Annotated in this window: 19 protein-coding genes and 3 pseudogenes; 19 read left to right on the top strand and 3 right to left on the bottom strand. The window is 74.4% G+C overall.

What is annotated here, in order from left to right; all coding sequences use genetic code 11:
- Positions 1-162 precede the first annotated feature (162 nt).
- Together G7075_RS11860 and G7075_RS11855 are read left to right on the top strand one after the other, a co-directional pair.
- Positions 163-1500, top strand: a complete 1338-nt coding sequence (locus G7075_RS11860) for a PhoH family protein (RefSeq protein ID WP_166122020.1) — start codon at positions 163-165, stop codon at positions 1498-1500.
- Positions 1501-1660: 160 nt separating this feature from the next.
- Positions 1661-2389: a hypothetical protein gene (locus G7075_RS11855; RefSeq protein ID WP_166122018.1), complete on the top strand. Its 729-nt coding sequence runs from the start codon at positions 1661-1663 to the stop codon at positions 2387-2389.
- 77 nt (positions 2390-2466) lie between these two features.
- Here the strand turns inward: G7075_RS11855 and coaA are convergent, their stop codons facing one another.
- Positions 2467-3447: a type I pantothenate kinase gene (gene coaA, locus G7075_RS11850; RefSeq protein ID WP_240917572.1), complete on the bottom strand. Its 981-nt coding sequence runs from the start codon at positions 3445-3447 to the stop codon at positions 2467-2469.
- A 76-nt stretch (positions 3448-3523) separates the two neighbouring features.
- Here coaA and glmS point away from each other — a divergent pair.
- The 11 genes and pseudogenes from glmS (at position 3524) to tsaD (ending at position 12358) form a co-directional block, all read left to right on the top strand.
- Positions 3524-5382: pseudogene (gene glmS / locus G7075_RS11845) on the top strand (glutamine--fructose-6-phosphate transaminase (isomerizing)).
- A 13-nt stretch (positions 5383-5395) separates the two neighbouring features.
- Positions 5396-5761, top strand: coding sequence for a holo-ACP synthase (locus G7075_RS11840; RefSeq protein ID WP_166122016.1), 366 nt, complete (start codon positions 5396-5398; stop codon positions 5759-5761).
- The gene (locus G7075_RS11835; protein WP_371814060.1) at positions 5758-7251 is read left to right on the top strand and encodes a bifunctional ADP-dependent NAD(P)H-hydrate dehydratase/NAD(P)H-hydrate epimerase; all 1494 of its coding nucleotides are present in this window, start codon (positions 5758-5760) and stop codon (positions 7249-7251) included. Before G7075_RS11840 ends, G7075_RS11835 begins: the two co-directional genes overlap by 4 nt.
- Positions 7252-7355: 104 nt before the next feature.
- Positions 7356-8537, top strand: coding sequence for an alanine racemase (alr, locus tag G7075_RS11830; RefSeq protein WP_166122014.1), 1182 nt, complete (start codon positions 7356-7358; stop codon positions 8535-8537).
- Entirely contained in the window at positions 8537-8998 is a 462-nt protein-coding gene (locus tag G7075_RS22035; RefSeq protein WP_166122012.1) for an alpha/beta hydrolase, read from the top strand. The genes alr and G7075_RS22035 overlap by 1 nt, the downstream gene beginning before the upstream one ends.
- Positions 8926-9678: an alpha/beta fold hydrolase gene (locus tag G7075_RS11820; protein ID WP_371814239.1), complete on the top strand. Its 753-nt coding sequence runs from the start codon at positions 8926-8928 to the stop codon at positions 9676-9678. Before G7075_RS22035 ends, G7075_RS11820 begins: the two co-directional genes overlap by 73 nt.
- 65 nt (positions 9679-9743) lie before the next feature.
- A pseudogene (gene tsaE, locus G7075_RS11815) lies at positions 9744-10195 on the top strand (tRNA (adenosine(37)-N6)-threonylcarbamoyltransferase complex ATPase subunit type 1 TsaE).
- Positions 10189-10845, top strand: a complete 657-nt coding sequence (gene tsaB, locus G7075_RS11810) for a tRNA (adenosine(37)-N6)-threonylcarbamoyltransferase complex dimerization subunit type 1 TsaB (RefSeq protein WP_166122008.1) — start codon at positions 10189-10191, stop codon at positions 10843-10845. The pseudogene tsaE and the gene tsaB overlap by 7 nt, the downstream one beginning before the upstream one ends.
- Positions 10842-11165 carry a hypothetical protein gene (locus G7075_RS11805; protein ID WP_371814271.1) on the top strand — a complete coding sequence of 108 codons (324 nt, stop codon included), beginning with the start codon at positions 10842-10844 and terminating at the stop codon, positions 11163-11165. Before tsaB ends, G7075_RS11805 begins: the two co-directional genes overlap by 4 nt.
- Entirely contained in the window at positions 11114-11323 is a 210-nt protein-coding gene (locus G7075_RS22815; RefSeq protein WP_371814238.1) for a GNAT family N-acetyltransferase, read from the top strand. Before G7075_RS11805 ends, G7075_RS22815 begins: the two co-directional genes overlap by 52 nt.
- Positions 11316-12358, top strand: a pseudogene (gene tsaD / locus G7075_RS11800) (tRNA (adenosine(37)-N6)-threonylcarbamoyltransferase complex transferase subunit TsaD). Before G7075_RS22815 ends, tsaD begins: the two are co-directional and overlap by 8 nt.
- A gap of 34 nt (positions 12359-12392) precedes the next feature.
- On the opposite strand, the gene G7075_RS11795 reads toward tsaD, so the two are convergent.
- Both G7075_RS11795 and G7075_RS11790 read right to left on the bottom strand, forming a co-directional pair.
- On the bottom strand, positions 12393-13913 hold the full coding sequence (locus tag G7075_RS11795; RefSeq protein ID WP_240917571.1) for an NAD(P)/FAD-dependent oxidoreductase: 1521 nt from the start codon (positions 13911-13913) through the stop codon (positions 12393-12395).
- A gap of 241 nt (positions 13914-14154) precedes the next feature.
- Positions 14155-15198 carry a glycoside hydrolase family 3 protein gene (locus tag G7075_RS11790; protein WP_166122006.1) on the bottom strand — a complete coding sequence of 348 codons (1044 nt, stop codon included), beginning with the start codon at positions 15196-15198 and terminating at the stop codon, positions 14155-14157.
- Positions 15199-15202: 4 nt separating this feature from the next.
- Between G7075_RS11790 and G7075_RS11785 the strand changes: the two genes are divergently transcribed.
- The 6 genes from G7075_RS11785 to G7075_RS11760 all read left to right on the top strand — a co-directional run bounded on the left by G7075_RS11785 (position 15203) and on the right by G7075_RS11760 (position 18707).
- Complete coding sequence (locus tag G7075_RS11785) at positions 15203-15349, top strand: hypothetical protein (protein WP_166122004.1); 147 nt, start codon at positions 15203-15205, stop codon at positions 15347-15349.
- Positions 15350-15540: 191 nt separating this feature from the next.
- On the top strand, positions 15541-16374 hold the full coding sequence (locus G7075_RS11780) for a hypothetical protein (protein ID WP_166122002.1): 834 nt from the start codon (positions 15541-15543) through the stop codon (positions 16372-16374).
- 81 nt (positions 16375-16455) lie between these two features.
- A complete protein-coding gene (locus G7075_RS11775; RefSeq protein ID WP_166122000.1) occupies positions 16456-16722 on the top strand; it encodes a hypothetical protein in 267 nt (88 codons plus the stop codon).
- A 205-nt stretch (positions 16723-16927) separates the two neighbouring features.
- Positions 16928-17119 carry a hypothetical protein gene (locus tag G7075_RS11770; protein ID WP_166121998.1) on the top strand — a complete coding sequence of 64 codons (192 nt, stop codon included), beginning with the start codon at positions 16928-16930 and terminating at the stop codon, positions 17117-17119.
- 202 nt (positions 17120-17321) lie between these two features.
- Entirely contained in the window at positions 17322-18098 is a 777-nt protein-coding gene (locus tag G7075_RS11765) for a hypothetical protein (RefSeq protein ID WP_166117783.1), read from the top strand.
- A 345-nt stretch (positions 18099-18443) separates the two neighbouring features.
- Positions 18444-18707 (top strand): hypothetical protein, encoded by a 264-nt coding sequence (locus tag G7075_RS11760; RefSeq protein WP_166121996.1) that lies wholly within the window; start codon positions 18444-18446, stop codon positions 18705-18707.
- Positions 18708-18781: the final 74 nt, after the last annotated feature.

Genomic DNA, 18781 nt, shown 5'->3' with positions numbered 1-18781 from the left:
CGGTCGAGCCGCCGGATGACGAACGGATGAATTGACGTCTCACGGGTCCCATCCGTCCCACCGGCCACAGGGGGCACGACACGCCGGACGCCACCTCCCGCCGGCCTCCCGGAGCAGTCGTAGCGTCGAACCACGATCCTCCTTCGACCACCAGGAGCGGGCATGGCCTCGAGCACGCGGACGGCAGGCAGTACGACCCGGGGGAAGGAGCCGCGCCGGACCTTCGTGCTCGACACCTCGGTCCTCCTCAGCGACCCGAGGGCCATCCTCCGGTTCGCCGAGCACGAGGTGGTTCTGCCCGTCGTCGTCGTCACCGAGCTCGAGGCCAAGCGCCACCACCCCGAGCTCGGCTACTTCGCGCGCACAGCCCTGCGGATGCTCGACGACCTGCGGATCTCGGCCGGCCGGCTCGACGCCCCGGTCTCCATCGGCGAGGTCGGCGGCACGCTGCGCGTCGAGCTGAACCACACCGACCCGATGTCGCTGCCGGCCGGTTTCCGGTTGGGGGACAACGACACCCGCATCCTCGCCGTGGCGCGCAACCTCGCGAACGAGGGCCACCTCGTCACCGTCGTCAGCAAGGACCTGCCGATGCGGGTCAAGGCCTCGGCGTGCGGCCTCGACGCCGAGGAGTACCGCGCCGAGCTGGCCATCGAGTCCGGGTGGACCGGTATGGCCGAGCTCGAGGTCAGCGTCGAGGAGATGGACCACCTCTACGAGTACGGCCGGCTCGAGAGCGTGCCGGCCGCCGAGATGCCCTGCCACACGGGCCTGAAGCTGCTGTCGCCGCGCGGGTCGGGCCTCGGGCGGGTCGGCCCCGACAAGCAGGTGCGCCTCGTGCGCGGCGACCGCGACGCCTTCGGCCTGCACGGCCGCAGCGCCGAGCAGCGCATCGCCCTCGACCTCCTGCTCGACCCCGACATCGGCATCGTCAGCCTCGGCGGGCGCGCGGGCACCGGCAAGTCCGCCCTCGCACTGTGCGCCGGCCTCGAGGCGGTCATGGAACGGCGCCAGCAGCGCAAGGTCGTCGTCTTCCGCCCGCTCTACGCCGTCGGCGGCCAGGAGCTCGGGTACCTGCCCGGGTCCGAGGCCGAGAAGATGAACCCGTGGGGCCAGGCGGTCTTCGACACCCTGTCGGCCCTGGTGTCGCGCGAGGTCGTCGAGGAGATCCTCGACCGCGGGATGCTCGAGGTGCTGCCGCTCACGCACATCCGCGGCCGCAGCCTCCACGACGCGTACGTCATCGTCGACGAGGCCCAGAGCCTCGAGCGCAACGTGCTGCTCACCGTCCTGTCGCGGATCGGCCAGAACTCCAAGGTCGTCCTCACCCACGACGTCGCCCAGCGCGACAACCTCCGGGTGGGCCGGCACGACGGTGTCGTCGCGGTCGTCGAGGCGCTCAAGGGGCACCCGCTGTTCGCCCACGTGACGCTGACCCGCTCCGAGCGCAGCCCCATCGCGGCCCTCGTGACCGACCTCCTGGAGGGCATCGAGGTCTGACGCCGAACGGCGCGTGACCTGCTCGTCTGTGTGGATGCTCAGGCGTCGATTTCGGCCCCGGGCGCTCGTTCCCTAGGCTAAGGTCTCGATTCCGTAACGCCCGGTGCGTGTCCCCGTCACGCCCCGGACCACCCCTGCCGGAAGGTCCGACCGCTTCACCATGGCCCGCTACACCCCTCGTCATGCCCCGCGCCACGCCGCCCCCAAGCGGTCGTTGGGGCGCACGGCCGTGTCCGTGGTGGGTCGCCCGCTGGTCTCGACGAGCCTCATCGCGGCCGTCGTCACGGGTGGAGTCGCGGTCAGCGGGGCGTTCGAGGACACCGCCAACGCCGACCCATTGAGCCTCGGCGCCGTCGACGACGCGACCGCCGCCGCCTCCACGATGGAGAGCGAGGTCGCCCTCCAGGACTCCACGCGGGTCGCTGCCGACCGTTCGGCCACCAACAGCCAGCGCGCCGTGGTCGCCGCCCGCGCCGACGAGGCCGTGCGCGCCAAGGCCGCCGCCCTGGCCAAGCAGCGCCGGGCCCAGCTCGACCGCGCCGCGCGCGCCGCCGAGCGCACCCGCATCATCGAGAACGCCCAGGACGACCCGAAGGCCGTCGCGCAGCTGCTCCTGCCCGAGTACGGCTTCTCGGAGGCGCAGTGGCCGTGCCTCAACCAGCTGTGGATCGGTGAGAGCGACTGGCGCTGGTGGGCCTCGAACTCCTCCTCGGGCGCCTACGGCATCCCGCAGTCGCTGCCCGGCAACAAGATGGCCACCGTCGCCGGCGACTGGCGCACCAACCCGGTCACCCAGATCAAGTGGGGCCTGGACTACATCAAGCGCTCCTACGGCACCCCGTGCAACGCCCTGTCGCAGTGGCAGGCCCGCTCGCCGCACTGGTACTGAGCCGACCCCGCCACCTCGAGCACGCCCCACCACTCCGAGCACGCCCCGGCCCCGGCCGGGGCGTTCGTCGTCCCGGGTCAGATCTTGCGCAGGCGGATGCTCGTCACCGCGTGGTCGCGGCCCTTGGAGAGCACGAGGGTGGCGCGCTCGCGGGTCGGGAGGATGTTCTCGACGAGGTTCGGCTCGTTGATCGCAGCCCAGATGCCGGTCGCGGTCGCGCGCGCCTCGTCGTCGCTCAGGGCGGCGTAGCGGTGGAAGTAGGACTGCGGGTCGGCGAACGCGGTGCCCCGCAGCCGCAGGAACCGCTCGACGTACCAGTCCCGGATCTCCTCGACCGGCGCGTCGACGTACACCGAGAAGTCGAAGTAGTCGGAGATCGCGCCGGTGTTCGAGCCGTCCGAGCGCACCGTGGGGGGCTGCAGGACGTTGAGGCCCTCGACGATGAGCACGTCCGGCTTGTGCACGCTCACCGGCTCCGGGAGCACGTCGTAGGTGAGGTGCGAGTACTGGCGGGCCTCGACGACGGGCATCCCGGACTTGACGTCGGCCACGAAGCGCATCAGCGCCCGTCGGTCGTAGGACTCGGGAAAACCCTTGCGCTCCAACAGTCCTCGACGCTCGAGCTCGGCGTTCGGGTAGAGGAAGCCGTCGGTGGTGACGAGCTCGACGCGCGGCGTGTGGGGCCAGCGCGACATCAGCTCGCGCAGGATGCGGGCCGTCGTCGACTTGCCGACGGCCACCGACCCGGCGACGCCGACGACGAACGGCACCCGGCTGGGGCGCTCGCCGAGGAACTCGGACGTGGCCAGGCGCAGGCCGTGGACGGCCTCGACGTAGAAGTGCAGCAGCCGTGACAGGGGCAGGTAGACGTCCTCGACCTCGCGCAGGTCGAGCCGCTCGCCGAGGCCCCGGAGCCGGGCGAGGTCGTCCTGGGTGAGGCTCATCGGGTGCTCTTCGCGCAGCCGCGACCACGCCCGGCGGTCGAGGTCGACGTACGGCGTCGGGACGGCGGGCTCCTCGACACCGAGGCGCGCGAACGCCTGCTCGGCTGCGGTCACGCCGCCATCATGACGCATCGCCCCGGCCGGCCCGGGAGGCCCGGAGCGCGGGCGCCCAGCGGCTACGCTGGCGCGCATGTGTGGAATCGTCGGGTACGTGGGCCGGACCACCGACGGCAGGGCGCTCGACGTCGTGCTCGAGGGGCTGACCCGCCTGGAGTACCGGGGCTACGACTCGGCCGGTGTGGCACTGGTCACCGACGACGGCCTGAGCAGCGAGAAGCGGGCCGGCAAGCTCGAGAACCTCCGGTCCGCCCTGGAGGCCCACCACCTCGCCCCGTCGCGCACGGCCATCGGGCACACCCGCTGGGCCACGCACGGCGGGCCCACGGACGGCAACGCCCACCCGCACCGCGGGGGCCGCGACGACCGGCTGGCGCTGATCCACAACGGCATCATCGAGAACTTCCACACCCTCAAGAAGGAGCTCCTCGCCGAGGGCGTCGACTTCCGCTCCGAGACCGACACCGAGGTCGCCGCCCAGCTCGTCGGCCGCGAGTACGACCGGCTCGGCGACCTCACCGAGGCGATGCGGGCCGTCGTCGGCCGGCTCGAGGGCGCGTTCACGCTGCTCGCCGTCCACGCCGACAGCCCGGGCGTCGTCGTCGGCGCCCGCCGCAACAGCCCGCTCGTCGTCGGGCTCGGCGACGGTGAGAACTTCCTCGGCAGCGACGTCGCGGCCTTCATCGGGTACACGCGGCACGCCGTCGAGCTCGGGCAGGACCAGATCGTCACCATCACGCCCGAGGGGCACACGGTCATCGGCTTCGACGGCGCCCCGCCGAGGGCAAGGCCTACGAGGTCACCTGGGACGCCGCGGCCGCCGAGAAGGGCGGCTACGCGACCTTCATGGAGAAGGAGATCCACGACCAGCCGCACGCCGTCGCCGACACCCTGCTCGGGCGCACCGACGAGGCCGGCCGGCTGGTCCTCGACGAGGTGCGCATCCCCGAGGAGCGGCTGCGGGCCGTCGAGCGCATCACGGTCGTCGCGTGCGGCACCGCGTCGTACGCCGGCATGGTCGCCAAGTACGCCATCGAGCACTGGACGCGCATCCCCGTCGAGGTCGCCCTGGCGCACGAGTTCCGCTACTGCGACCCGATCGTCGACGAGAACACCCTCGTGGTCTCGATCAGCCAGTCCGGCGAGACGATGGACACGCTCATGGCCGTCAAGCACGCCACCGACCTCGGGGCGATGACGCTGTCGGTCTGCAACACCCACGGCTCGACCATCCCGCGCGAGTCCGACGCCGTGCTCTACACGCACGCCGGCCCCGAGATCGCGGTCGCCTCGACCAAGGCCTTCCTCGCCCAGATCACCGCCTGCTACGTCCTCGGTCTCTACCTGGCCCAGCTGCGCGGCGAGACCTACGCCGACGACGCCAAGGCCGTCATGCGCGAGCTGCAGGAGATCCCGGCGAAGATCGAGGACCTGCTCGGCCGGATGGACCGGGTGCAGGAGATGGCCGAGTTCATGGCCGACACCCGCACCGTGCTCTTCCTCGGCCGCAACGTCGGCTACCCGGTGGCCATGGAGGGCGCGCTCAAGCTCAAGGAGCTCGCGTACATCCACGCCGAGGGCTTCGCGGCCGGTGAGCTCAAGCACGGCCCGATCGCGCTCATCGAGGCCGGCCAGCCGGTGTTCGTCATCGTGCCGAGCCCGGACACCCCGCACGAGCTGCACAAGAAGGTCGTGTCGAACATCCAGGAGATCCGGGCGCGGGGGGCGCGCACGCTCGTCATCGCGCACGACGGCGACGACGACGTCGAGCCCTTCGCCAGCGAGGTCATCCGCATCCCGGCGTGCGCGCCGCTGCTCGCGCCCCTGCTGGCCGTCGTGCCGCTCCAGGTGTTCGCGCTGCACCTCGCGACGGCCAAGGGTCTCGACGTCGACCAGCCGCGCAACCTCGCGAAGTCGGTGACGGTCGAGTGACACCGGGGGCGCGGTGATCGTCGGCGTCGGCATCGACGTCGTCGACGTCGCGCGCTTCGGGGCCACGCTCGAGCGCACGCCGGCCCTCGGCGACCGCCTGTTCACCGAGGTCGAGCGCCACCTGCCGCTGAACTCGCGTGCTGCGCGCTTCGCCGCCAAGGAGGCCCTGGCCAAGGCGCTCGGGGCACCCGTCGGGCTGCACTGGCACGACGCCGAGGTCACCCGGGGCGAGGACCGGCGCCCCGCCTTCACGCTGCGCGGCACGGTCGCGGCGGCGGTCGCCGCCCAGGGCATCACGAGCATCCACGTGTCGCTGTCGCACGACGCGGGCATCGCCTCGGCCGTCGTCGTCGCGGAGCGGGACGAGGGGTCGGCGTGATCGAGGGGTACGGCACCGACGCGGTGTACGCCGCGGAGGCCGCGCTGATGGCGGGGCTCGACGACGGCGAGCTGATGGCGCGCGCCGTCGAGGGGCTCGCCGCCGTGGCCGACGCCCGGCTGTCCGAGCGTGGCGGGAGCTCGGTCGTGGCGCTCGTCGGGCCGGGCAACAACGGGGCCGACGCGCTGTTCGCCGCCGCGCGGCTGGCCGAGGCGGGCTGGAGCGTGGTGGCGGTGCACCACGACACGGTGCACGCGGGGGCTCGGGCCGCCGCCGAGGCCGCGGGGGTGGTGCTGACGACGGACGCGGCGGTCGTGGCCGAGGCCGACCTCGTGCTCGACGGGGTGCTGGGCATCGGGGCCCGGCCGGGGCTGCCGTCGTGGGCGGTGCCGTGGGTCGAGGCCGTGCCGGAGTCCGCGTACGTGATGGCGGTCGACCTGCCGTCGGGGCAGGACCCCGCCGGGAGCGTGCTCGACCCGGACGGCGTGATGGCCGACGAGACCGTCACCTTCTCGGTGGCCAAGCCGGTGCACCTGCTGCCGCCGACCGAACAGGCTTGTGGCGCACTGACCGTCGTCGACATCGGCATCGAGGTCGATGCAGAGCCGGTGGTGCGGCGGCTCGACTTCGACGACGTCGCCGCGCGCTGGCCGGTGCCGGGTCCCGGGGACGACAAGTACTCGCGCGGGGTGCTCGGCGTCGTGGCGGGTGGGGAGTCGTACACGGGTGCGGCGGTGCTCTGCGTGACCGCGGCGGTCCAGGCCGGCGCCGGGATGGTGCGGTACGTCGGGACGCCGACGCCCACCGGGCTGGTGCGGGCGGCGGTGCCCGAGGCGACGCACGGGGTGGGGCGGGTGCAGGCCTGGGTGGTCGGGCCGGGGCTCGACACCTCGTCGCGGGCGGTGGGGTCGAAGGCGCAGCTCGACGTCGCGCGCGACGCCCTGGCCGGTGAGGAGCCGGTGGTGCTCGACGCCGGAGGGCTCGACCTGCTCGACGCGGCCGTGGTGCGGCGCCGGGCCGACCGGGTGACCCTGCTGACCCCGCACGCGGGGGAGTGCGCGCGGCTGCTGACCCGGCTGGGCGGCTCCGAGGTGTCGCGGGGCGCGGTCGAGGGGGCGCCGCTGGAGCACGCGCGCCGGCTGGCGGAGCTGACCGGGGCGACCGTGCTGCTCAAGGGCGCAACCACGCTGGTGGTGCCGCCCGGGGCGGCGGCGCCCGTGTGGTCGCAGGCCGATGCGCCGCCGTGGCTGGCGACGGCGGGGCCGGGGACGTGCTGGCCGGGCTGCTCGGCACGCTGGTGGCGGCCGGGCTGCCGGCCGCCGAGGCCGGGGCCCTCGGGGCGCTGGTGCACGGCGTGGCCGCCGAGCGCGCGTCCGCCGGTGGGCCGGTGCGGGCGCTGGCGGTGGCCCACGCCCTGCCGGCGACGGTCGCGGGGCTGCTGCGCCGCTGACCCGGGCGCTGGCCGGGCCCCCTGCCGCGAACGTGTGTGAACGCGCCGGGGAGGTGCGGCGTGTTCACACACGATCCGGGAGAGTGGCGGCGCGGAGGTGCACGGGGATCCCTGCCCGGTCGCGGTCCTAGACTGGTCAGGCTCATGACCGACGCCGCCACCCCCTCCGCACCCGCGCCCGCGCCCGCGGGTGCTTCGGCGTGGGTCACCGTCGACGCCGCCGCCATCCGCGACAACGTCGCCGAGCTCGTCCGACGGTCGGCCCCCGCGCAGGTGCTCGCGGTCGTCAAGGCCGACGCCTACGGCCACGGCCTCGTCACCGCCGCCCGCGCCGCCCTCGCCGGCGGTGCCGCCTGGCTCGGGGTCGCCCAGCTCGACGAGGCCCTCGCCCTGCGCCACGCCGGCGTCGACGCGCCCCTCCTCACCTGGATCTACCCGCCGCAGGCCGACATCGCCGCGGCCGCCGACGCCGGCATCGACGTCACCGTCGGCAGCGCGTGGAACCTCGACGCCGTGCTCGCCGTGGCCCGTGAGCGCGGTCGCCCCGTCCGCGTCCAGGCCAAGGTCGACACCGGCCTCGGCCGCGGCGGGGTCCTCACCGACTGGAGCGAGTTCACCACCGCCCTGGCCCGGGCCGTGGCCGAGGGAGCCGTCGAGGTCACCGGCACCTGGTCGCACTTCGCCTGGGCCGACGCACCCCGGCACCCCACCGTCCGCGCCCAGCAGGAGCGCTTCGTCGAGGCCGTCGCCGAGCTCGAGCGCGCCGGCGTCGACCCCGGCCTGCGGCACCTCGCCAACTCCGCCGCCACCCTGACCAACCCGAGCGCCCACTTCGACCTCGTCCGCCCGGGCCTGGCCGTCTACGGCCTCTCGCCGGTGCCCGACCTCGGCAGCCCCGCCGACTTCGGCCTGCGCGAGGCGATGCGCGTCACCGCCCGGCTCACCCAGGTCAAGCGCGCCCGGGCCGGGCAGGGCGTCAGCTACGGCCACGAGTACACGACCGAGCGCGACACCGTCCTCGGCCTCGTCCCGATGGGCTACGCCGACGGCATCCCCCGGCACGCGGGCAACGCCGGCCCGGTGCAGGTCCGCGGCCGCCGGCACACCATCGCCGGCCGGGTCTGCATGGACCAGTTCGTGCTCGACCTCGGGCCCGACTTCGACGGCGCACCGGGCGACGAGGTCACCGTCCTCGGCCGCGGCGCCGACGACGAGCCCACCGCCCAGGACTGGGCCGAGGCCGCCGGCACCATCAACTACGAGGTCGTCACCCGGATGGCCCCGCGCCTGCCCCGGCTCGTCGTCGGCGCGGAGGACCGCGGCTGATGGCCCGCGGTCCGGTCGGTGGCGCCCTCGGCGCCGTGGGGTCCCGCGTGCTGCGCGGTCGCGCCCCGCGGCTCGAGGGCGACGAGGCCGAGCTCGCCTGGTCGCACACCCCCACCGAGGCGCTGCTCGTCGCCACCGACGACGGGGTCGACCTGCACGTCGAGATCGACGCGCCGCAGGCCGCCAGCCGGGGTCGGCGCCACCTCGCCGGACGCACCCCCACCGTCGTCCTCGTCCACGGGTTCGCCCTGACGATGCAGTCCTGGGTGCTCCAGCGCCGGGCGCTGGTCGAACAGGGGCTGCGCGTCGTCTCCTACGACCAGCGCGGGCACGGTCGCTCCTCCCTCCCCGACCTCGGGCCTGCACCGTCGAGCGCCTCGGCCGCGACCTGGCCCGGGTCATCGAGGCCACCTGTCCCACGGGCCCGGTCGTGCTCGTCGGCCACTCGATGGGCGGGATGAGCGTGATGTCCTTCGCCGGTGCCCATCCCGACGTCGTCCGCGACCGCGTGCTCGCCGTGGCCCTGGTGTCGACCTCGCCGGGCGGCCACGAGGTCACCGAGTTCGGGCTCGGCCCGCTCGCCGGCCGGGTGGTCGGCACGGTGGGTCCCGGCCTCCTCACCCGGCTGTCCCGGCACGCCGGCCCGATCGGCCTGCTGCGCAAGATGGGCAAGGGCGTGCAGGACCTCGCCGTCGCCCGCTGGGCCTTCGACTCCCCGGTGAGCCCCGGGCTCGTCGACCTCGTCGCCGAGATGATCTTCGCGACCCCGTTCGACGTCATGGCCGCGTTCCTGCCCGACATCGACGCCCTCGACCTCATCCCGTCGCTCGGCGCGCTCACCGGCGTCGAGGTGCTCGTGATGAACGGTGCCGGCGACCTCATCACGCCGCCCTCGCACTCGGTCGAGATCGTCCGGCACGTGCCGGGGGCCGAGCACGTCGTCGTCGAGGACGCCGGGCACATCCTCATGCTCGAGCACCCCGACCTCGTCACCGAGCAGCTGCTCGCGCTCGTGCGCCGCGCCCAGCGGGCGGTCGCGGAGGGCGTCCCGGTGGGCAGCAAGCCGCGGGTGCGCCGCACCGTGCAGGACATCTCGAAGAAGCGGCGGGCCTCGCGCGCCCGACGGGAGGCGGCCTCGTGAGCGGCCGGCGCCTCGTCCTGCCCGAGGTCGACGACACCCGCGCGCTGGGGTCGGCGCTCGGCCGGATGCTGCGGGCCGGCGACCTCGTCGTCCTCACCGGTGGCCTGGGCGCGGGCAAGACCACGCTCACCCAGGGGCTCGGGGAGGCGCTCGCGGTGCGCGGCGCCGTCACCTCGCCGACCTTCGTCATCGCGCGCGTCCACCCGTCGACGGTCGGCGGGCCGGCGCTCGTCCACGTCGACGCCTACCGCCTCGGGGCACCCTCGAGCTCGACGACCTCGACCTCGACGCCTCGGTCGAGGACAGCGTCACCGTCGTCGAGTGGGGCCACGGCCTCGCCGAGGACCTCGCCGAGGACCGCCTCGAGGTCGTCCTCGACGTCGACCCCGCCTCCGAGATCCGCACGGCCACGGTCACCGGCGTCGGGGGCCGCTGGGCCACGGATTCCGATGGGGCCGCGGATGACGGTGCCGCGCAGCCCGACCCGCTCGCCGAGCTCGGAGGAGAGCCGTGCTGATCCTCGCCCTCGACACCTCCACCGCGACCATCTCGGTGGCCCTGCACGACGGCGCCGACGTGGTCACCAGCGCGGGCGTCGAGGACCCGCGCGGCCACACCGAACGCCTCGCGCCCCTCGTCGAGGACGTGCTCGCCGCGGCCGGCGTGGGGGTCGGTGACCTCACGGACATCGGCGTCGGTACCGGCCCCGGTCCGTTCACCGGCCTGCGCGTCGGGCTCGTCACGGCCGTGACGATGGGCTACGCGCTCGACATCCCGGTGCACGGCGTGTGCAGCCTCGACGTCGTTGCCCGGGGCGCGCGCGGCGACCTCGAGGGCGAGATCCTCGTCGCCACCGACGCCCGGCGCCGCGAGGTCTACTGGGCGCGCTACGACCTCGGCCCCGACGGGGCCCGCGCCCTCACGCCACCCGCCGTCGACCGCCCGGCCGACCTCCCGGCCGAGGTGCGGGCGCTGCCCACCGCCGGCGCCGGCCCCGTGCTCTACCCCGAGCTGCTGCCCCACCGCGTCGGCTGGGTCGAGGCCGCGGCGGGAGACCTCGCCGAGCTGGTCGTCGCGGGCCTGGCCGCCGGACGTTCGATGCCCGTCGAGCCCCTCTACCTGCGCCGCCCGGACGCGATGACGACCGCCGAGCGGGCCGCCCGATGAGCGTGCCCTCGGAGACCGTCCTGCGCGACGCCCGCTGGACCGACCTGCGCACGCTCGCCGCGCTCGAGGCCGAGCTGTTCCCCGACGACGCCTGGGCCGAGGCCTCGTGGTGGGCCGAGCTCGCCGCCCGGCCGCGCCGCGACTACGTCGTCGCCGCGGATGCCGGTGTGCTGCAGGGCTACGGCGGACTCGACCACGGCGGCGAGGTGTCCGACGTCATGACGGTCGCCGTCGCGCCGGCCGCCCGGGCCTCGGGCTCGGGCGGCGGCTGCTCGACGAGCTCGAGCGGCGGGCATCCGGTCGCGGCACCGAGCACGTGATGCTCGAGGTGCGCGCCGACAACACGGCTGCCACCGGGCTCTACCGGTCGGCCGGGTACACGGTGCTGACGACCCGTCGCGGCTACTACCAGCCCGACGGCGTCGACGCCCTCGTCATGAGGAAGACCCTCGTGCAGAACGGAGTCGGTGATGGCTGACCAGCCCCTCGTGCTCGGCATCGAGACCTCGTGCGACGAGACCGGCGTCGGCCTCGTGCGCGGCGAGACCCTGCTGTTCGACGCGATCGCGAGCAGCGTCGAGGAGCACGCGCGCTTCGGCGGCGTGGTCCCGAGGTCGCCAGCCGTGCCCACCTCGAGGCCATGGTGCCGACCATCGAACGCGCCTGCCGCGAGGCGGGCGTCACCCTGCGCGACGTCGATGCCGTGGCCGTCACCTCGGGGCCGGGCCTCGCCGGCGCGCTCATGGTGGGCGTCGCCTCGGCCAAGGCCCTCGCGCTGGCCCTCGGGGTGCCGCTGTACGGCGTCAACCACCTCGCGAGCCACGTCGCCGTCGACATCGTCGAGCACGGACCGCTGCCCGAGCCGACCCTCGCGATGCTCGTGTCCGGCGGGCACTCCTCGCTGCTGCTCGTGCCCGACGTCACGCACGACGTCCGCAGCCTCGGCTCGACGATCGACGACGCCGCGGGCGAGGCCTTCGACAAGGTCGCCCGGGTGCTCGGGCTGCCGTTCCCGGGCGGCCCGCACATCGACCGCGCCGCCCGCGAGGGACACGTGACCATCGACTTCCCGCGCGGGCTCACCACCGGGCGCGACATGGAGCGGCACCGCTTCGACTTCTCGTTCTCCGGGCTCAAGACCGCCGTCTCCCGCTGGGTCCAGGCCAAGGAGGCTGCGGGAGAGCCCGTCCCGATGCACGACGTGGCAGCGTCCTTCCAGGAGGCGGTCACCGACGTGCTGACCCGCAAGGCCGTGCTGGCCTGCCGCGAGCACGGCGTGGGTCACCTCCAGATCGGTGGCGGCGTGGCGGCCAACTCGCGGCTGCGGGCGATGGCCCAGGAGCGCTGCGACGCCGCCGGCCTCGAGCTGCGCGTGCCGCGGCCCGGCCTGTGCACCGACAACGGCGCGATGGTGGCCGCCCTCGGCGCGCAGATGGTGCTCAAGGGCCGCCCGGCCTCCGACCTCGCACTCCCGGCCGACTCCTCGATGCCGGTCACCCAGGTCTCCGCCTGACCGGACGGCTCTCAGCCTCTGACCGCACGGCCCCTCAGCCCTCGCCGGGGGCGAGCCAGGCGTGCACGAGCGGCACGACCGACGCGCCCTCGCCGGTGGCCGCCGCGACCCGCTTCATCGAGCCGGCCCGCACGTCACCGGCGGCGAAGATGCCGGGGGCGCTCGTCGCGAGGCTGTCCGGCGGCAGGCCGTCGGCCCAGCGGTCCTTGGGCACGTCGCGGCCGGTGAGGACGAAGCCGCGCTCGTCGCGGGCGACCACGTCGGGCAGCCACCCGCAGTGCGGTTCGGCGCCGAGCAGGAGGAAGAGGCCGCCGACCGGACGCCGGGCGCGGGTGCCCAGGTTCGTGTCCTCGAGCTCGAGCCACTCGAGGCGCCCGTCGCCCCCGCCGTCGACGACGCGCGTGCACGGCGCGACGGTGATGCGCGGGTTGAACTCGATCTCGCCGACGAGGTAGGCCGACATCGTCTCGGCGAGCGCCGGTCGCCGGACGGCGATGGTCACCGAGCGCGCGAACCGGGCGAGGTGCACGGCCGCCTGGCCGGCCGAGTTGCCGCCGCCCACGACGACGACGTCCTGGTCCTCCATCTCGCGCGACAGCGACATCGCCGCGCCGTAGTTGACGCCCCGCCCGACGAGCGCCTCGACCGAGGGCACCCCGAGGCTGCGGTACCGGACGCCCGAGGCCACGACGACCGTGCGGGCCGCGAGCTCGAAGTCGACCCCTCGCAGCAGGTGCGGCTCGCCGTCGACGCCGGCGACGAGCTCCTCGACCTCCCAGCCGGTGTGGAAGCGCGTGCCGAACCTCAGCGCCTGGTTGCGCGCGCGCTGGGCCAGCCGCATCCCGGAGACGCCGCGCGGGAAGCCGAGGTAGTTGCGGATCATCGAGCTCGTGCCGGCCTGGCCGCCGATGGCGCTGGAGTCGAGGACGACCGTGGAGAGGCCCTCGGAGGCGGCGTACACGGCCGTCGCGAGGCCGGCCGGCCCACCGCCGACGACCGCGACGTCGACCACCCCGGTGCCGTCGCCCGTCGCGTCGAGGTCGCGCTCGGCGGTGGTCTCGAAGAACGACCGGGCGACGTCGCGCACCGATGTCACGACAAGGGGGTCGCGGTTGACCGCCCACACCCGCGGGTAGCCGTCGTCCTCGGAGAAGTGGGCGGCCACGTGCTGCCCGATCTCGCTGTCCGGCAGGACGACCCGGCTCGGCAGGCCCATCCGGTCGAAGAAGTCGCGGATCTCGGCAGCGAGCGGGTCGCCGGCCGGGGCGACGACCTTGGCGACGACGACGTCCGGGTCGGTGGCGGTCCAGCCCCAGTCGCTGAGCAGCTCGGTCACCGAGTGGTGGAACTCCTCGTCGCGGGCGCCGCGGGGCATCAGGAGGTAGGCGTCGTACTTGCCCTTGGCCATCCCCGCGCGCAGGCCCGGTGCGTCCGAGAGGAAGCGGTCGTAGGGAGAGACGATGAGCCGGCGGGCCGTGGGCACGAGCTGGCGCCACCGGCCGAAGGCGGCGAGCACGTTGTCCTCGTCGGGCAGCCGCGAGTCGCTGACGAACATCGCGACGCGACGCCCCTCGGCCAGCGCCGCCGCGGTGAGCGCCTCGGCCTCCGAGCACGTCGTGGCGGTGCGCAGGTCGTACTCGCGCGAGTAGCGCCAGAACTCCTCGCGCAGGGTGTCGGCGTGCTCGCCGGAGACGAGGACGATGACCGGGGCGTCGGGTGCGACCGGGGCGGGCGGCGCCTCGGGGCTGCGGAGGATGCAGGGGTGTCCGTCACCCCGTCGAGCCTAGGCGAGCCGGTCAGTCCTGGGGAGTGCCCGAGCAGGGGAGGAGGCCCATCCGGTCCTTGAGGGTCAGGACCCGCTCCACCGAGGCGTCGACCTGCGCGGCGAATGCGTCGTCGGCCGCCGCCTTCTTCGCGAGGGCGGTGAGCATGGCCGGCGCCGTGGAGGCGTCGCCGGTGAGGACGATGTCCCCGCCCGCCGCGACGACCTCGACCGCCCGCTGCCCGGCCGGCAGCGCCTTGACGGACTCGGCGTTGACGTCGTCGGTGATGACGACGCCCTGGAAGCCGAGCTTCCCGCGCAGCAGGTCGGTGACGATGGGCTTCGAGAACATCGCCGGGACGCCCTTGTCGAGCTTCGTGTACTTCGCCGAGCTGGTCATCACGAGCCCGGCTCCGGCGTCGACACCGGCCGCGAACGGGTCGAGGTAGGGGTCGTCGGCGTCGGTGGTGTCGTCGGTGATGCCGGTGGCGTTGAAGTCGGTGTTGTTGCGGATCCGGCCGATGCCCGGGAAGTGCTTCACGGTGGCCTCGACCCCGCCGGCGAGCATGCCCTTGATGAACGCGGCGGAGGCCTTCTCGACCGTCTTCGGGTCCGAGCCGTACTCGCGGTGGTACCTCCCGATGGGGCCGTTGCCCGTGCCGAGGTCGGCCGGGACGGTGTCCGTGACCGGGGCGAGGTTGACGTTGACGCCCGCGGCCCGCAGCTCCTCGGCCCATCCGGTGGCCGCCTTCGTCAGCTGGGCCGACGACATCTGCGCCTGCCGGCTCGCCGACGGGGGACGGGTGAAGCCGTCGCCGCGCAGCTGGTGGACCTCGCCACCCTCCTGGTCGGCGGCGACCATCAGGCCGACGTCGCCGGTGGACTTCTCGGTCACCAGCCCCTGGAGGTGCTTCGAGGTGCGCCTGACCTTCGCCGCGCCGTCCCAGCCGCCGAGGTAGATGACGTTGCCGACGTGGTCGTCGGTGATCTCGTCGTCGAGCGAGCCGAGGTCGGCGGCGGTGTCGAACCCGACCATGAGCAGCTGGCCGATCCGCTGGTCCTCGTCGAGGGCGTCCATCGTCGTGGCGACGCAGGACGGGGAGGACGACGGGCTGGGCGTCGTGCTCGGGCTCGCGGTCGTCGGGGTGGCCGACGAGGCGGTGCTCGACGGCGCGGCGTCGGGGTGCCGCCGGAGCAGCCGGCGAGGGCCACGGCCAGCACTCCGGTGACGGCGAGGGCGGTGGTGCGGGGTCGGGCGGGGGTGGGACGGGAAGGCACCCGACGACGCTACGGGACGCGGCCGGGAACCCGGGAATCGCGCAGGCCGGCGTGCCCCTCGCTCCGCGTCCCGGGGTGAGGCCGGCGGGGCGGGCTGACAGGATGGCTGCATGGCGGGCGCGACGAGCGGGTGGGGCACGACGTGCTGCGGGTGACCCTGCGCGGCGGCGGGCTGCCGACCGTCGTCCTCGGCACGGGGGAGACCCTGTGGTTCGGGCGCGCGCCGCACCGGGCGCTCGACGACCTCGACGCCGACCACCAGCTGCGCGCGACCGCATTGGCCCTGCCCCTCTGCGCCCCGCACGTCTCGCGCGTCCTCGGCGCCCTCGAGGTCGGGGAGGAGATCGTCCGGCTGCGCTGGCGCGGCTCCACCGAGGCCCAGCTCTCCAGCCTCTTCGACGCCCCGGGCGGCGCCCGCCGCGTGACCGTCACCGAGGGGATGTCGGCGCTGCTCGACGAGGGCGAGAACGCGCTCGTCGTGCTGCGCGGGCGCGAGCGGGAGGCCGGGGTGTTCGACGACCTCCAGGTGGTCCTCGACGTCGCGTCGCAGGACCCCGAGCCCGCCGGCGCCCCGCCCGATCGTGCCCTGCCCGGGGAGGACGGCGCGACGGCACCGGCCCCGAGGCTCGAGGCGCAGACCCGCGAGTGGTTCGTCGCGCTCGCCCTCGCCGAGCCGTGGCTCACGGGCACCGACGACTACCCGCGACCGCCGTCGAACCGCGAGATCTACGAACGGGTCCTCGGCTGGCACGGCTACGCCTGGAACCTCGACCGCAGCCAGCGGGTCGACGACAGCATCCGCTCCATCAGCCGGCTCGCGTTCGGGCCCGACGACCCTTTCCTCCTCGGCGGCGGACGGGCCCAGAACGTCCGCTTCGCGATCGGCCGGCGGGCCGCGGAGGTGCGGCTGGTCACCGTCGAGGACCTCGAGCGGGTCGAGGCCACCGCGAGGAACAGGAACGTTCCGCCCACCTGACCCTCGCCCCCGAGGGGGTGCGGCGCCTACCGTCCCGGGCAACGGGTCGACCGACGGCCCGCACCGACGAGGAGGGACGACATGACCGCTCGCACGCAGGGCATGGACACCGACGAGGCTCGCCAGTACGCGCGCGGCATGGACAGCCACGCCCAGGGGGTGTCCCAGATGTTCGGCACGCTCGTGTCGCGCGTGCAGGGACTCGGCTGGGAGGGAAGCGACTACAAGAGCTTCCGCGCCGACATGGAGACCTGCGCGCCCCAGGTGCACGCCGCCACGGCGTCCATCGAGGAGAACGCGCACGTGATGCGCCGGCAGGCCGACGCGCAGGACGCCGCGAGCGCCTGACCCGCTCCGCCCGAGGGGCCCGACTCCGCCACGGAGGCCGGGCCCCTCGGCGCGCCCGACGGCGGTCGCACGGGATGAGTTGACACGCAACGGTATCCGTCTCATGCATCCGGAATGTTCCTCCCGCACAACCCTTGTCGCATCGGTGCGACGGGCCTAGCGTCCTCGACGTCAACCCGAACCCACTCCACGAAGGAGGTGCACGATGATCCTCGGAGCCGACACCGACGAGATGCGGGACGTCCAGAAGGACTGCCTCGAGGCCGCCAAGGTCGCCGACCAGGTGGTGGTCTTCCTCACCGCGCTCGTCATCGTCCTCAAGGCCGCGTCGTTCTGGACGGGGGCTCGAGCGCCGCGTACGCGGCCTACCTCGAGGGCACCGTCATCCCGTGGCTGAAGAAGATCTCGATGGCCCTGAAGATGTTCGCCCAGGTCCTCGGCGCGAACGCCCAGGCCCAGGACGAGGTGAGCTCGGGCAAGGACGTCGACCTGTCGACCCTGCCGCGCTACACCTCCCCGCAGCTGCCCCAGACCAGCTGCACCGACTGCCCACCCGCGATGACCTTCCCCGGGCCGGGTCCACCGGCGCCGCCACCACCGTGCCCGGGACGACGACGACCGCGGACGGCACCACGAGCGCCACGACCCCCGGGTCGACGTACGACGGCTCGTCCACGACCGCGGTCGGCTCGACCGGCGCGACGACGGGCACCGGCGCCGGCACGGCCGGCGGAACCGGCGGCACGTTCACCGGCGGTGGGGCCGGCGGGGCGCTCGGCACCGGCGGCACCGGTGGCGGCAGCGGCGGTGGCACGACCGGCGGGGGCGGGGGCTCGACCCTCGAGCCCGGCACCTCCACCGGGAGCGCGCTCGGCAGCGGCACGGACACCACCGCGGGGACGGCCGGCGGCTCGTCGGCCGACACCAGCTCCTACGACGGCGGCCAGGTGTCGCCGGGCTCGACGCTCGGCACGGGCGACGCGGCGTCCGTCGGGTCGGGCACCGGCGACGGCTCGTCGACCGGCACCTACGCGGCGGCCGGCACGGCCGGTGCGCTCGGCGTCGGCGGTGCGGCGGCCCTCGCGGGTCGCGGCACCGGGCAGGGCAGCGGCCTCACCTCGCCGGACGGCTTCGACTACCGCCGGATCAAGGGCGTGAGCGGCAACGAGCGGGTCACCCCCGAGTTCCTGCGCCGCACCGAGCAGATCGCCACGAAGCTCGGCTGCAAGCCCGAGGACCTCATGGCCGTCATGTCCTTCGAGACCGGTGGCTCCTTCGACCCGGCCCAGCCGAACACCGCCGGGGCAGCGCGCGCGGGCTCATCCAGTTCATGCCGGACACCGCCCGCGGCCTCGGCACGACGTCGGAGGCGCTGACCCGGATGACCCCGGTGCAGCAGCTCGACTACGTCGAGAAGTACTTCGGCAACGGGCGCTACACGACCGTCGAGGGCCTGTACTCCAAGGTCCTCGCCGGGCACGCCGTCAACGACCCGGACGGGGTGCTGTTCCGCGAGGGCACGCGCGCCTACCGGGCCAACCGGGGTGTCGACATCGACAAGGACGGTCTCGTCACGGCGGGGAGGCAGCCCGCAAGGTGCGCGACCGCATCCTCCCGGTGCGCTGACCGGCCGCTCGCTCCACCTGACCCAGCCGCTCCACCCGCACGACCACCGCACCACCCACACCCGGGGAGACCCCACCACCACGAAGGAGAACGACATGTTCAAGGGAATGGACGTCGACGGCGGCCGCAACTGCGCCGTGGTGCTCGACGCGAAGGCCGGCGAGCTCGAGCAGACCGCCGCCCAGCTGTCCCAGGCCATCCGCGGCTTCGACTGGCGCGGCCCGGACGCCGACCGCACCCGGCAGAGCTGGGACACCGACCAGGTTCGGGCGCTGCAGAGCGTCGTCGAGGCGCTGCGGGCGTTCTCGACGCTCATCAAGACCCAGGCCGAGGACCAGGAGAAGGTCTCCGCGGCCTGAGCGCCGCGGGCGGGGTGCCGGCCAGGGCCGGCGCCCCGCCCCGTCCGTCGAGAAGCCCTGTCCCCGAACGACAC

Source organism: Phycicoccus sp. HDW14, assembly GCF_011383005.1.
Lineage (GTDB): Bacteria > Actinomycetota > Actinomycetes > Actinomycetales > Dermatophilaceae > Phycicoccus.
The sequence above is the reverse complement of the archived record's forward strand: the minus strand, read 5'-3'. Positions and strand labels throughout refer to the sequence as shown.